Origin of the sequence: Steroidobacter sp., from assembly GCF_036402275.1 — a bacterium.
Classification (GTDB): Bacteria; Pseudomonadota; Gammaproteobacteria; order Steroidobacterales; family Steroidobacteraceae; genus Steroidobacter.
Genome location: NZ_DASWTF010000033.1, coordinates 73,094 through 86,905 on the forward strand (window position 1 = coordinate 73,094; position 13,812 = coordinate 86,905).

The 13,812-nt window shown below is 62.0% G+C and carries 13 protein-coding genes; 6 read left to right on the forward strand and 7 right to left on the reverse strand.

Annotated elements, in window-relative coordinates:
* Positions 1-46 precede the first annotated feature (46 nt).
* Both VGD45_RS15850 and VGD45_RS15855 read left to right on the forward strand, forming a co-directional pair.
* Entirely contained in the window at positions 47-601 is a 555-nt protein-coding gene (locus VGD45_RS15850; protein WP_331156302.1) for an isochorismatase family cysteine hydrolase, read from the forward strand.
* A 34-nt stretch (positions 602-635) separates the two neighbouring features.
* Complete coding sequence (locus VGD45_RS15855; RefSeq protein ID WP_331156303.1) at positions 636-2,678, forward strand: NAD(+) synthase; 2,043 nt, start codon at positions 636-638, stop codon at positions 2,676-2,678.
* Here the strand turns inward: VGD45_RS15855 and uvrA are convergent.
* Together uvrA and VGD45_RS15865 are read right to left on the reverse strand one after the other, a co-directional pair.
* Positions 2,675-5,179, reverse strand: coding sequence for an excinuclease ABC subunit UvrA (gene uvrA / locus VGD45_RS15860; RefSeq protein WP_331156304.1), 2,505 nt, complete (start codon positions 5,177-5,179; stop codon positions 2,675-2,677). The genes VGD45_RS15855 and uvrA overlap by 4 nt on opposite strands.
* Positions 5,180-5,225: 46 nt before the next feature.
* Complete coding sequence (locus tag VGD45_RS15865) at positions 5,226-5,426, reverse strand: DUF2905 domain-containing protein (RefSeq protein WP_331156305.1); 201 nt, start codon at positions 5,424-5,426, stop codon at positions 5,226-5,228.
* A gap of 67 nt (positions 5,427-5,493) precedes the next feature.
* On the opposite strand from VGD45_RS15865, the gene VGD45_RS15870 reads away from it, so the two are divergent.
* Positions 5,494-5,937: a SirB2 family protein gene (locus tag VGD45_RS15870; protein ID WP_331156306.1), complete on the forward strand. Its 444-nt coding sequence runs from the start codon at positions 5,494-5,496 to the stop codon at positions 5,935-5,937.
* On the opposite strand, the gene VGD45_RS15875 is transcribed toward VGD45_RS15870, so the two are convergent.
* Positions 5,859-6,740, reverse strand: coding sequence for a universal stress protein (locus VGD45_RS15875; protein ID WP_331156307.1), 882 nt, complete (start codon positions 6,738-6,740; stop codon positions 5,859-5,861). The two genes, VGD45_RS15870 and VGD45_RS15875, sit on opposite strands and share 79 nt — an antisense overlap.
* Before the next feature lie 25 nt (positions 6,741-6,765).
* Complete coding sequence (rnk, locus tag VGD45_RS15880) at positions 6,766-7,191, reverse strand: nucleoside diphosphate kinase regulator (protein ID WP_331156308.1); 426 nt, start codon at positions 7,189-7,191, stop codon at positions 6,766-6,768.
* A gap of 105 nt (positions 7,192-7,296) precedes the next feature.
* On the opposite strand from rnk, the gene nhaR reads away from it, so the two are divergent.
* The 3 genes from nhaR (at position 7,297) to secD (ending at position 11,067) form a co-directional block, all read left to right on the forward strand.
* On the forward strand, positions 7,297-8,211 hold the full coding sequence (gene nhaR / locus VGD45_RS15885; RefSeq protein WP_331156309.1) for a transcriptional activator NhaR: 915 nt from the start codon (positions 7,297-7,299) through the stop codon (positions 8,209-8,211).
* Between the two features lie 86 nt (positions 8,212-8,297).
* On the forward strand, positions 8,298-8,648 hold the full coding sequence (locus VGD45_RS15890; protein WP_331156310.1) for a hypothetical protein: 351 nt from the start codon (positions 8,298-8,300) through the stop codon (positions 8,646-8,648).
* A gap of 100 nt (positions 8,649-8,748) precedes the next feature.
* Positions 8,749-11,067, forward strand: a complete 2,319-nt coding sequence (gene secD, locus VGD45_RS15895) for a protein translocase subunit SecD (protein WP_331156311.1) — start codon at positions 8,749-8,751, stop codon at positions 11,065-11,067.
* On the opposite strand, the gene VGD45_RS15900 is transcribed toward secD, so the two are convergent.
* Genes VGD45_RS15900 through uppS form a run of 3 tightly spaced genes read right to left on the reverse strand, consistent with a single transcriptional unit; the run spans position 10,975 to position 13,812 of the window.
* Entirely contained in the window at positions 10,975-11,598 is a 624-nt protein-coding gene (locus tag VGD45_RS15900; protein ID WP_331156312.1) for a sugar transferase, read from the reverse strand. The genes secD and VGD45_RS15900 overlap by 93 nt on opposite strands.
* Positions 11,577-13,085, reverse strand: a complete 1,509-nt coding sequence (locus tag VGD45_RS15905; RefSeq protein WP_331156313.1) for a B12-binding domain-containing radical SAM protein — start codon at positions 13,083-13,085, stop codon at positions 11,577-11,579. The genes VGD45_RS15900 and VGD45_RS15905 overlap by 22 nt, the downstream gene beginning before the upstream one ends.
* Before the next feature lie 13 nt (positions 13,086-13,098).
* On the reverse strand, positions 13,099-13,812 hold the full coding sequence (uppS, locus tag VGD45_RS15910) for a polyprenyl diphosphate synthase (RefSeq protein ID WP_331156314.1): 714 nt from the start codon (positions 13,810-13,812) through the stop codon (positions 13,099-13,101).

Consider the following 13,812-nt stretch of genomic DNA (forward strand, 5'->3'; position numbering starts at 1 on the left):
TCCGGAACGCCGAGGAACCAATACCGCGCTGTTACATTGTCAGCACATGCCTCGCAAACAAAGCAAGACCGCCCTGTTGATCCTGGACATGATCTCCGAGTTCGAGTATCCGGATGGCGAACGCATCGTGCGTAGCGCGCGCAAGGCGGCCCGAAACATTGCCCGGCTCCGCGAACGTGCACATGCCGCCGACACGCCCGTCATCTACGTGAATGACACGGCTGGCAAGTGGGAATCCGACCAGAAGTCCTTCATCCAGCGCTGCAGGCAGCCGGAATCCCGCGGCCGCGATATCGCCGAGTTGCTCGCCCCAGCGCCCCAGGATTACTTCATGTTCAAGCCACGGCATTCGGCATTCTTCGGCACGCCCCTGCACACCTTACTCGAGCAGTTGCACGTCCGCCGTCTTGTCGCCACGGGAATCACGAGTCATCAGTGTGTGCTGTTTACCGCCATGGACGCGCACGTCCGCGAATTCGAGCTGCTGATTCCTTCGGACTGTATCGGCGCCGGCGCCGCGGCCGACACCAAGCACGCTTTGTACATCTTTTCACACGCTCTCATGGCAAAGATCAGCAACTCCCGTCAGCTGCGCTTCTAAGGAACCGCCACGGCGGGCCGTAGGTTCATTCAGGATGAGTGCCGCGTTCTATGACATCCACTCTCACGGTCTGGTGCGCATCGCCAGCTGTACGCCACGCGTCGAAGTAGGCAACCCGGCGCGCAATCTTCAGCAAACCGTCGAGCTGGCGCGGCTCGGCCATGAGCAGCACGTGGATCTGATGTTGTTTCCCGAGCTGGGGCTGTCGGCGTACGCCATCGACGATCTGTTTCTGCAAGACGCCTTGTTGCAGAGGGTCGAGGACGAGATCAAATCGCTGCTGCAGACGTCGGAAACGCTGCATCCAGTGCTGATCGTCGGAGCGCCGGTGCGGCGAAGCGGGCGTGTCTACAACTGCGCCGTCGTGATCCATCGGGGCCAGTTGCTCGGCGTGGTGCCGAAATCGTTCCTGCCCAACTATCGCGAGTACTACGAGAAGCGCTGGTTCGCCGCCGGCGTCGGCACCGAAGGCCTGGCCATCGAGCTCGCCGGGCAGACCACCGCCTTCGGTGTCGATCTGATCTTCGCCTGTCGCGACGTGGGCGATTTCATATTTCACGTCGAGATCTGCGAGGACTTCTGGGCCGCGACTCCGCCATCGACGCAGGGCGCGCTCGCAGGCGCGCTGATTCTTTGCAACTTGTCGGCCTCCAACATCGTGGTCGGCAAAGCCGACGAGCGCGCCGTGCTATGCGCTTCGCAGTCGGTTCGATGTCAGGCCGCCTATGTTTATTCCGCCGCGGGACCGGGCGAAAGCACGACGGACCTGGCCTGGGACGGACAAGCCTCTATTCACGAGCTGGGCATGCAGCTCGCCTGCACCGAACGCTTTCCACTCGACAGCCAGATGACGATTGCCGATGTGGATGTCGAGCGCCTGCGACTGGAGCGCATGCGAACGCCGACGTTCAACGATGCGGTAGCTGCCGCCGGTCATCCGGAACGCCGCTTCCGTCGCATCGCATTCAGTCACGCGCGCAGCCCCGTCGACGTGGGGCTGAAGCGGCCCATCGATCGCTTCCCGTTCGTACCCGACGACCCGGCCCGCCTGGATCGCGACTGCTATGAAACATTCAATATCCAGGCCCAGGGCTTGATCAAACGCTTGCAGGCCACCGGCATCGCCAAGATCACCATCGGCGTCTCCGGCGGCCTGGATTCGACTCACGCGCTGCTGGTCGCCGCGAAGGCTTTCGATCTCATGCGCCTGCCTCGCTCCAACATCCTGGGATTCACCTTCCCGGGCTTCGCGACCAGCGAGCACACCAAGAAAAATGCCTGGGCGCTGATGCGAGCGCTGAACATCACCGCCGAGGAGATCGACATCACGCCCATGGCGAAGCAGATGCTCGCCGATCTCAAGCATCCTTACGCGGCAGGCGAGCAGGTGTTCGACGTGACATTCGAGAACGTGCAGGCGGGATTGCGCACCGACTATCTGTTCCGGCTCGCCAATCAGCGCAACGCGCTGGTCCTCGGCACCAGCGATCTGTCGGAGCTGGCGCTGGGCTGGTGCACTTACGGCGTGGGCGACCACATGAGCCATTACAACGTCAACGGCTCGCTCGCCAAGACAATGATTCAACACCTGGTCCGCTGGGTCATCGGCAGCGGCCAGTTCGATGCTGGCACCTCGCAAACCCTGCGCTCCATTTTGGAAACCAAGATCTCCCCCGAACTGGTGCCGGGCAAGGGCGCCGCGCTACAGAGCACCGAAGCGAAGATCGGCCCGTACGAGCTGCAGGATTTCAATCTTTATTACATCACCCGCTTCGGGTTGCGGCCGTCGAAGATCGCTTTTCTAGCATGGCATGCCTGGAAAGATGTGGCTCACGGTGCGTGGCCGGAAGGCATGATCGAAGGCATGCGACGGTCCTATCAACTTCAGGACGTCAAACATTGGCTGCAGGTATTCCTGCGGCGCTTTTTCACGCTGAGCCAGTTCAAGCGTTCGGCGCTGCCCAATGGGCCGAAAGTGATGTCTGGCGGCAACCTCTCGCCGCGCGGCGACTGGCGTGCGCCGTCGGATGGCAATGCCACCATCTGGCTCGAAGAGCTGGAGCAGAACGTTCCTTAGCCGCTCGCGTCCTCGAGGAACTCGGCAAGGTACGGCGCTGTCCGGCTGCGCTTGGACTTCGCCACGTCGGCTGGAAGGCCGGTGACTACGACGGATCCGCCCTCGTCGCCCGCGCCTGGACCCATATCGACGACCCAATCGCTGCCCGCGACCACGCGCATGTCGTGCTCGACTACCACTACAGTGTTGCCGGCAGCGACGAGTCGTTCGAGCTGCACCACCAGCCGCTCCACATCCGATGGATGCAAGCCGGTGGTGGGCTCATCCAATACATATAATGTGTCGCCCTTGGACAGGCGTTGCAGCTCTGTCGCCAGCTTGATCCGCTGGGCCTCGCCTCCGGATAGTTCGGTCGCGGCCTGGCCGAGTCGCAGATAACCCAGGCCCACTTCACGCAGCACGTTCAACGATCGATGGATGTGCGGCTCGTCCGCGAAGAACTCCCACGCAGCGTCCACGGTCATCGCCAGCACTTCGGCAACGTTCTTGTCCCGATAGCGAACCTCAAGTGTTTGCGAGTTGTAACGCGCTCCGTGGCACGTGGGACACGGCGCATACACGCTGGGCAAGAACAGCAGCTCCACCATCACGAAACCTTCGCCTTCGCAGGTCTCGCAACGACCTTTGGCGACATTGAATGAGAACCGACCGGCGTCATAGCGACGCGAGCGTGCGGTCTTGGTGGCGGCAAACAGCTTGCGCACGTAATCGAACAATCCGGTGTACGTCGCCAGGTTGGAGCGCGGTGTGCGACCGATGGGCTTTTGATCCACTCGCACCAGGCGCTTGATCCGCTCCATTCCCGCAGTGATCTTGCCGCCAAGCGTTTGCACGACCGTCCGTTCGAGCTCGCTGCCCTCTTCTTCGTCAGGCTCGACCTGCTGACCGAGGTGCGCCGAGACCAGCTCGACCAGCACCTGACTCACCAGCGTCGACTTGCCCGAGCCGGAAACGCCCGTCACGCTGGTCAACAGCCCGAGCGGAAACTGCGCGTCGAGCTTGTTCAAGTTGTTTCTTGTGACGCCGCTCAGCTTCAACCACTCTCGCGGAGCACGCGGCTCGCGAGCGGGCAACTTGAATTCCGAGAATAAAAAACGTCGTGTCTGCGATGCGTCGACGGACGCGAGGCCCTCCGGGCGTCCGCTATACAGGATCTGGCCGCCGTGCTCGCCGGCCTTGGGGCCGACATCCACGATCCAGTCGGCGTGACGAATGACGTCGAGCTCGTGCTCGACGATGAACAGCGAGTTGCCGGCTCGCTTCAGCTGGTCGAGCGCGGCCAGCAATGCTTTGGTATCGGCGGGATGCAAGCCGGCCGAAGGTTCGTCCAGCACGTAGACGACGCCGAACAAATTCGAGCGCACCTGAGTGGCGAGTCGCAGCCGCTGCAACTCGCCCGGCGACAACGTGGGCGTACTGCGTTCCAGGGACAGATAACCCAGGCCGAGATCGAGCATGACGGCCACGCGAGCTTCCAGGTCTTGCACAATTCGCTGCGTGACCATCGCCTTTTCCGGATGCTCGTCTTCAAGCTTGCGCCAGCGCGGCGCCGTGCCAGCCGCATAAGGCTGCAACAGCTTCGCCAGTTCCTTCAGCGGCAACATGGATATCTCCGCGATGTCGAGCCCGGCGAACTTGATCGACAGCGCATCGAGCTTGAGACGCTTGCCTTTGCACAGCGGGCAGTCGGTGCTCACGAGATATTGCGAGACGCGCTTCTTCATCAGCGCGCTCTCGGTATTCGCGAACGTATGCAGCACATAGCGTCTCGCGCCCGTGAACGTGCCTTGATAGCTCGGCTCTTCCTTGCGCTTCAGGGCGCGACGCACTTCATGAGGCTCGTAGCCGGCATACACCGGCACGGTCGGCTGCTCATCGGTGAACAGCAGCCAATCGCGGTCCTTCTTCGCCAGCTCGCGCCATGGCTTGTCGATATCGAAACCGAGCGTGACCGCGATATCTCGTAGATTCTGCCCATGCCATGCCGGCGGCCACGCCGCGATGGCCCGTTCTCTGATGCTGAGCGAAGGATCGGGCACCATGGAAGCTTCGGTCGCATCGTAAATCCTGCCGAGACCGTGACAGGTGGGGCATGCGCCCTGGGGCGTATTGGGCGAGAACGATTCGGCGTAGAGCAGCGCCTGGCCGCGCGGATAGTCGCCTGCACGCGAGTACAACATGCGCAGCAGATTCGACAGCATCGTCACACTGCCCACCGACGAACGCGTCGTCGGCGATCCACGCTGCTGTTGGAGCGCCACTGCCGGCGGCAGGCCGTCGATCTCATCGACCTGCGGCACACCCATCTGATGAAACAGCCGCCGCGCATACGGCGACACCGATTCGAGATAGCGCCGCTGCGCCTCCGCGTACAACGTACCGAACGCGAGCGAGGATTTTCCCGAGCCCGACACGCCGGTGAACACCACCAGCGCATCGCGTGGAATATCTACATCGACGTTCTTGAGATTGTGCTCACGCGCGCCCCGAACGTGGACCATTCCATCCGCGCGCGCTTCGGATTTTTTCACTACCGGCGGCCTGCGATCACTTTCTGAAAATCATCAGGATCGCCGAAATCACGATGCTGACGATGACCATGGTGGTCAACGGGAAAAACAGCTTGAAGCCGGGCCGGTCGATCATGAAGTCGCCGGGCAGCCGGCCGATCGGCAGCTTGGATACCCAGGGCCAGGCCAGACCGACCAGCGCGATGAGCAAGCCGAGGACGATGAGTGAGCGTTGCATGCAAGTGTCTCCGCAACGCATAGAATACACCCTATGCGGCCGTTCCGACGCGCCCGGACGATCCCAAATGATTGAGTTCTATCCACAGATCAAAGCGGTCCACATCGCCGCCGTCATGGCGAGCGGTCTGCTGTTTCTCGTGCGAGGCGCAGCTTTACACACTGGGATGAGCTGGCCGATGGCGGCGCCTGTCCGTTACGTCACCTACACCATCGACACCGTGCTCCTGGCGGCCGCCCTGACGCTGGCAGTGACCCTGCATCAGTATCCGTTCGTGCAGTCCTGGCTGACGGTGAAGGTGCTGCTGCTCGTCGTTTACATTTTTCTCGGCACGTTTGCGCTGAAGCGCGGGGCGACTCGAATCATCCGGGTCCTGTACTGGATCGCCGCGCTGCTGGTCTATGGCTTCATCATCAGCGTGGCCCGCGCCCATCACCCTGCCGGGTTGTTTGCGGACACTGAGCCCCGCGGCACTATCAGCACATCGCAGGTCGCGGCATCCAGGATCTGATTGGCCACGCTTCCGATCAGGGCGCGCCGCATTCTGCCGATGCCATTCGTGCCCATGACCAGCAGGTCCGGCTGATACATTTCGATGGCGCGTCGGATCGACATGGCCGGATGGTGGTCGCAGATAACCACGCCATAACGCGCATGATTCCCACTGACTCGTCTCAGCAGATTGCGAACCTCGTCCGCCGCCTCGCGCCTCGAATGCTCCACATAAGAAACGACTTCCTCCGAGGCAACACCGGCGGAGCGCATCATGCCTTGATAGGGCGGCTCACAAACATGCATGGCCATGGCCTGCGCACTCGGACTCAAGACCAGAGCCTCGGCGGCACGAACTGCTGCCCCACACTCCTCTGAGATGTCGACTGCGAGCAACACATTGCAATAGTCCGCGTCCGCTTTGCCCCGAACGATGAGTAGCGGACATTGACGAGTGCTCAGGATCTTTTCCGCGATGGTCCCTTCGAGAACATCGCGCACGGGACGCTTGCGATGGGGACCGACGATCAGCAGATCGGAGCGATGCTCGTCGATCGCCTCACGAATCAGCCGCGCCGGGCTGCCGGTGCGGACGGCCACTTGCGGCGCCGGACCGTGACGCCACTGTGGAGGACGTGCTCGCGAGTCGAGGTTCGCGATCGCCAACTGCAACGCCTGTTCGATATTGTGTTCCGGCGTGACCGGTGAAACCACGTGCAATAACGCCAGCTGTGCGTCGAGGCGCTGCGCCAGCAAGCCGGCACGATCGATGGCCGCCTCAGTTTTCGGCAGCAAGTCGGTCGCGCACAACAGCTTCGGCATTTCACAACCCTCCGAGCCGGCGTGGCTAGTGTGCTCCGGCTATTCCTAAAGAACCAGCGTTGGCCGGCTGAAGCACTGCCTCGATCCGCAGGCGGCGGATTCCGCCGGGCATGAGCCATTCGACTTCGTCGCCTTCCCGGTAACCGAGCAGCGCGGTGCCGAGCGGCGCCAACACAGAAATGCGGCGCGCGGCCACATCCGCTTCCGCGGGGCTCACCAGCGTCAGCTCCTGTCGCTTGCCGCTGCTCAAATCCTGGATGCGCACCAGCTTGTGCATGGTGACGACGTTGGCGGAGATTTCGCCAGGTTCCAGCACCTGCGCACGCTCGAGCTCGCTCCGCAGTTCCTCCAGATGTTCCTGGTCATGACTCGCGGCTGCGCGGGACATCAGCAATCCACGCAACACGCGTGCATCTGGCTCGGAAATGACAATCGGACGTTCGCGCATCATTGACTCCACTCAGGTTCGAGACCATGGTGGGCTCGATGCGTATTTAGATCAATTAGAATTATTCTTGCTCAGGCTTCGATATTGTCGAAGCTTTGCGGAGTTGTCATGTCCTCGATCATTCCACGACTGAACTATCAACACCTGCTGTATTTCTGGTCGGTGGTTCGCACCGGCAGCTTGACGCGCGCCTGCGAAGAGTTGGCGCTTGCAGCTCCCACCGTGAGCGCGCAGTTGCGCACGCTCGAAGAGCGGCTCGGCGAGAAGCTACTGGTGAAATCCGGCCGCAATCTGGTGCCCACCGATGTCGGCAGGCTCGTTTACAGCTATGCCAACGAGATCTTCGGCCTGGGCCAGGAGTTGCTCGAAGCGCTGGAACAACGCCCGTCCGCGCGACCTCTGAAACTTCTGGTCGGCATCGACGACGTGCTGCCGAAGGAGATCGCGTATCGGATCGTGGAGCCCGGGCTGAAAATGAAACAACCGGTGCGCCTGGTGTGCAAGGAGGGCACGTTGGAGCGGCTGGTCGCCGACCTCGCCATCCACGAAATCGACGTGGTGCTTTCGGACTCTCCGGTGACGCCGTCTTTGAATGTGCGCGCGTACAGTCATTCGCTTGGCAGTTGCAACGTTTATTGGATGGCGACGCCGACCCTCGCCAGAACATTGCGCCGTGGGTTTCCGAAATCGCTGGATGGGGTGCCTGTGCTGCTGCCCACGGACGACACGGCGATCCGACGCGCGCTCGACGAGTGGCTGGACCGCCAGAATGTGCGGCCACTGATGCTCGGTGAGTTCGAGGACTACGCGATGTTGCGCGAGTTCGCACGCGAGGGGCACGGCTTCGCTCCTGTCCCTTCGGTGCTCGAAGCGAGTTTCCGTCGACAGCATGGCTTCGTGCGGATTGGCCTCGCACGCGGCGTGAAGGCGGAGTTTTATGCCATCTCCGTGGAACGGAAGATCAAACATCCGGCCATCGCCGCCATGACCGACAACGCCCGTCAGCTATTCTATGCAAGCTGAGACATCGGTTGCAGCCGCAAGAAACATGATCTAGCCTGCCGGCACCGATGTCCATGTCATTTACAACCTCGTCGCGGAATCTCCGCATGAACGCGCCAGCGTGGCTCGCGTTCATCGCCATCGTCTGGTGGGCGGCGTTGTTCAATCCGGCGCAATCCCAGCAACGGTTCGTGTCGGGCCTGCTCGACGGCGTCGATGTTCCCAGCGCCTTGATATCGCTGGATCGGCAGCCGTCGTTGCAAACCAACGATCGCCGCCGCGCCGAGCCCACACGCGACGGGAATCCACCGGCGCTGGCAATCCCGGCCGCTCGGCTGAGCAATCTGGCTGCGATTTCTGTTCAACCGCTCGTCGCATTCACTCCGTCGCCGGCCGCGCAGCCGGACCGCTCTCCCGCCCAACCAAGGGCCCCTCCCGTCAGCGCTCACGCTGACTAAAAAACCGGGTCGCATCGACTGATGCGTTTCCTTCTCGTGTTGTATCCGACGCCGTAAGCGTCGGTTCGCGCGCTGCTGCGCGCATTGAAAGGGAGATCTCATGGTTCCGTCTAAATGGAAGCTCGTGCTGTACGCGCTGATCATCCTAGTTGGCAGCGTCATCGCACTGCCCAGTCTGCTATCGAGCGAGCAACTCGCGAACTGGCCTCGGTGGCTGCCGCAGAAACAAATTGCCTTGGGCCTCGACCTACGCGGAGGCGCGCATCTTGTGCTCGAGCTGGACGAGCGCGCACTTCAGAAAGAAAAGGAAGAAGCTGGCTTGAGCGACGCCGCGGCTGCCGAACGCCTGAAGTCTGCGCTTCAGCAAAGCATCGAGATCGTGCGCCGTCGCATCGACGCCATCGGTGTGGCGGAGCCGACGGTGCAAGCGCTTGGGAACAACCGAATTCTGGTGCAACTGCCCGGAATGCAGGATCCGGCATCGATCCGCACTTTGCTCGGCAGCACCGCGAAGCTGACCTTTCATCGTGTGGAGTCGTGGGATGCTCGTGGGCAAGGGACTCCTCGCATCGGATCGATCCGTGTACCGGCGGCCGATGGGCCCGTCGATTACATCCTGGAGCAGCGTCCGATGCTCCAGGGCGAGCGGCTCACGCAAGCCAGCACCACTGTCGACTCTCGCACCGGCAGCCCGGTGGTTTCATTTCGCTTCGATGACGAAGGCGCTAAGAAATTCGCCGAGATCACTCGCGACAACGTCGGCCGGCAATTTGCCATCGTGCTCGACGGGAAGGTCATCAGCGCGCCAGTGATCCAGGAGCCGATCCTCGGCGGCGCGGGCCAGATTCAAGGCAACTTCACCATGGCCGAGACCAGCTCGCTGGCCGCTCTGTTGCGAGCCGGCGCACTGCCTGTCCCGTTGCAGATCATCGATGAACGCATGGTGGGTCCGGATCTCGGCAGCGACGCGATTCGCATGGGAGCAATCACCGGCGCCGCCGGCCTGTTGCTCGTGCTCGCGTTCATGACGGTGCTGTATCGAGGCTGGGGCGTCATCGCCAACGTCGCACTGCTGGTGAATGTGACACTCACTCTCGCCGCAATGACGTTGCTGGGAGCACCGCTGACCCTGCCCGGCATCGCGGGCATCGTGCTAGGCATCGGACTGGCCGTCGATGCGAACGTCCTGATCAACGAGCGCATTCGTGAAGAGACACGCAATGGCAAGTCGGCCATGGCCGCGTTGATGAACGGATTCGACCGCGCGTATGCCACGATCATCGATTCCAACGTCACCGCGTTGATCGCGACCGTGCTGCTGTTCTCACTCGGCTCCGGTCCGGTGCAGGGCTTCGCGGTCACGATGGCGCTCGGCATCGCCATCTCGATGTTCACGGCCGTGGCCGTGGTGAAAGCGCTCATGTCGTTGTGGATTCGTTGGCGTCGACCGAGGCAGTTAGTGATTGGCTCGCTGCTGCCCGCTCGCTGGGTCAACGCCACACCGAAGTTCCAGGTGATGCGGGCGCGTTTCATCGGCATCGGCGTTTCGCTGGTGCTGTCGGTCGCTTCGCTGTTCCTGTTCATGAAGCCTGGCCTGAACTACGGCGTGGACTTCACCGGCGGCGCCATCATCGAAGCCTCCTCGCCTACGGCGATGCGCATCGCCGATTTACGGGCGGGACTCGAACAGGCCAATCTCGGAGAAGTGACTCTTCAGCAGGTGGGCGACGAAGGTACGACCATTCTCGTGCGCATTCAGCAGCAACCTGAAGCGAGCCCGGCCGCGCAAACACGGCTTGCCGATCAGGCGAAGGCCGCGATTCTCGAAGTCGAACCCACGGCGAGCTTCGACCGCGTCGATATCATCGGTCCCAAGATCAGTAGCGAGCTCGCGGACGCCGGCATTCTCGCCGTGCTCTTCGCCGGCGTGGCGATGTTTGCTTACATCTGGATCCGCTTCGATTGGCACTTCGCGGTGGGCGCAATCGCAACCCTGGTGCTCGATACGACCAAGACGCTGGGGTTTTTCGCGCTGACTGGACTCGAGTTCAACCTCACAGCGATTGCCGCGCTCCTCACGCTGATCGGCTACTCGGTCAATGACAAAGTCGTCGTATATGACCGTATGCGCGAGAACCTTCGCCTGCACCCCGACGTACCCTTGCGAGAGCTCATTGATCGCAGCATCAACGAGACGCTGGCACGCTCGGTGTTTACATCCATGACGGCCTTTCTCGCCATGGTGCCCATGGCTCTCTGGGGCGGTGCGACGGTTGCCAGCTTCGCCGTGCCGATGGTGTTCGGCATCGTGGTCGCGGCCAGCTCGTCAGTATTCATCGCCGCGCCGATTCTGTTGCTGTTGGGTGAACGCCATCCATCTACGGACCACGGCCTTGCCTGCGACGTTGCCAACAAATGACAGCGCGACCAGGCGCATATCGAGAAGCGCACTCTGCCGTCGTAAGTACAGGCGGTCGAGACGAGCGCTGTGCCGCGCGCTTCGTCCGCCGACGAGCTGCGCAATTCCGGTGATGCCCGGCTTCATTGCAAAACGCCAGTCGTGGCGCGACGACGCCCAGTTCAGTCGCGCAACGTCCTCTGCCGTCAGCGGCCGCGGACCGACGACGCTCATGTCGCCGAGGCAGACATTCACGAACTGCGGCAACTCGTCGAGCCCGGTTCGCCGCAGCCAGCGACCGACTCGTGTAACAGCTCCATCGCGCATGGAACGAAACTTTAGGATGCGAAACGTTTTGCGTGATGCGCCGATGCGCAGCTGTGTGAAAAACGGCGACCCACCATCGTCCAACCAGATCGCGACACAAATGGTGGCCACGAGCGGCGCGAACACAGCACAGGCGCATGCGGCGAAAGCGATATCCATGGCGCGCTTGCCAGCATAGGCGGGTTTATCGGCGCTCGGGTCGATCACACGCCTGGACTGACGCATTGACTCGCGCGTGTCGGGCTCGCCGGCTCGTCGTCCAGCCGGGATCGGAACTTCAAGTGCCGGCGGCGGGAATGTTCGATGAGCGGACGCCACACGGCAGCCGTCAGGCGATGCTTGATCAATAAGTGCCAGAAGCGATTCGAACGCTTGTAGAGATAGCTCATCGCCAGATAGGAGATCACGGCGCGCGGATCTTCCGGGCGGCGTTTCCAGATCGAGGCGTGCGAGAACAAGCGGTCGTAACACCAGGCGTAGCCGCGATCGAGCTCCTCCTGGCTCATGTGCTTGGGCTGAAACACGACGTGCGCCGTGTCGTACTTATCCCAGTCGCGATGAACGATGCGCCCTTCCGCTTCGAGCTGACGGAAGAACGGCGTGCCTGGATACGGCGTCAGAATATGAAACGTGGCGCATTCCAGACGATTCGCGTCGATCCACCGCACCGTTCGCTCGAACACATCCGGCCGATCGTGATCGAAGCCGAGCACGAAGCTGCCGTTGACCTGGATGCCATATCGATGCAGGAGCGCGACTCGGCGAGCATAGTCTTCCGGGGCCGGCGTCCGCTTCCTCGCATCGCTCAGATTCCCGGCGTTGAGCGACTCGAAGCCCACGAACACTCCAGTGCAGCCGGCAAGGGCCATTTCCCGCACGAGCGTCGGATCGTCTGTTACATCGATCGTCACGGCCGCGCTCCAAATGATTCCCAGCGGCTTCAGCGCAGCGCAGAGTTTCCGCAGGTAGTCCGGTCGCGAACCCAGGTTGTTGTCGACGAACACCGTGTACGGTTGCCCGTCGGCGACGATCTCGTCGACGACCTGCTCCACGTCGCGCATGCGGTAAGGCATGTGCAAGCCATCGGTCGCGAGATAACAGAAGCCGCAGCGATTGTGACATCCACGTGTGGCAATCACGCTGGTCGTGGTGAGGAAGGCTTCACGCGGCAATATGGGTCGCCTTGGCGGAGGATCGAGCCGATACGGCCGTGCGTAATCAGCCGTATAGCGCGGACGCAAAGCGCCGCGTTCGATGTCCTCCAGAATCTGCGGCCAGAGCAATACGCCATCGCCAATCGCGATCGCGTCCGCATGTGCTGCCGCTTCATCGGGACATGAAAGCACGTGCAGACCGCCAAGAACGACGATCGCTCCCTGCGCGCGATACCAACGAGCAAGCGCATACGCGCGCTTTGCAAACGTGAGATGTACAGTGATGCCGACGACATGCGGCAGCGGCTCGCGCGGCGGCGGGCCTTGCAACAGGTTCTCGTCCCAGTAGCGAACCTCCCAATTCTCCGGTGTCGCGCCGGCGATGCTCGTGAGCGCCAACGTCGGCGTGAGCACGTGCTTTCCATAGCTCGCGCGCGGATCTTTGGGATAGAAAGGATTGATGAGCAGTGCGGTTCGAGCCTGCGGCGTCCGGCCCATGACAGGCGCAGGCAACTCGGGCGCAACGGCCATATCGGCAGGCACGGGTGTAGCTCGCATTCGCCTTCCCTGGTCAAGCATGATGAACCTCCGGCGAATCCACAGCCTCGTCGTCGATGCGCCCGTAGCGGCGGTCCCTGCGCGAGTATTCGAGCAGCGCGGATTCGAAATCGTCCGCATCGAAGTCGGGCCACAGTCGCGACACGAAGTACAACTCCGCGTACGCGCACTCCCACAACAGGAAATCGCTCAGACGACATTCGCCGCCCGTGCGGATCAGAAGATCCACGTCGCTGACCGGAACGGAATGATTGACCGTGGCGAGCCGATGCGCGAATGCATCGTGATCCAGATCTACGATGTCGCTCGATATCTGACTCGCCCGCATCAAGCTCCATCGCGCGGAGTAGTCGACGGCGATCCGCAGAATCATTCCTTTGCATTGCTCGGTGGATCGCTCGGAATGCTCGATCGCCTCCAGCAGGCGAGGGTCCAGTCGGTCGCGACGCCCGATGACGTTGAGGCGAATGGACTGCTCCAGGCAGCGCTGCGTCTGTTCCTCGAGATAACAACGGAACAAACGGAACAAGCCTCTCACTTCGGCGAGCGGCCGCTGCCAGTTCGCACACGAAAAGGCGTAGAGCGTCAGCACGTCGATACCGCGACCGGCAGCCGCCGTCACGGCTCTGTCGACAGCATCGGCGCCAACGCGATGCCCCGCGGGCCTCGGCAAACCTCGCCGCTGCGCCCAGCGGCCGTTGCCATCCATGATGATTGCGACATGCAT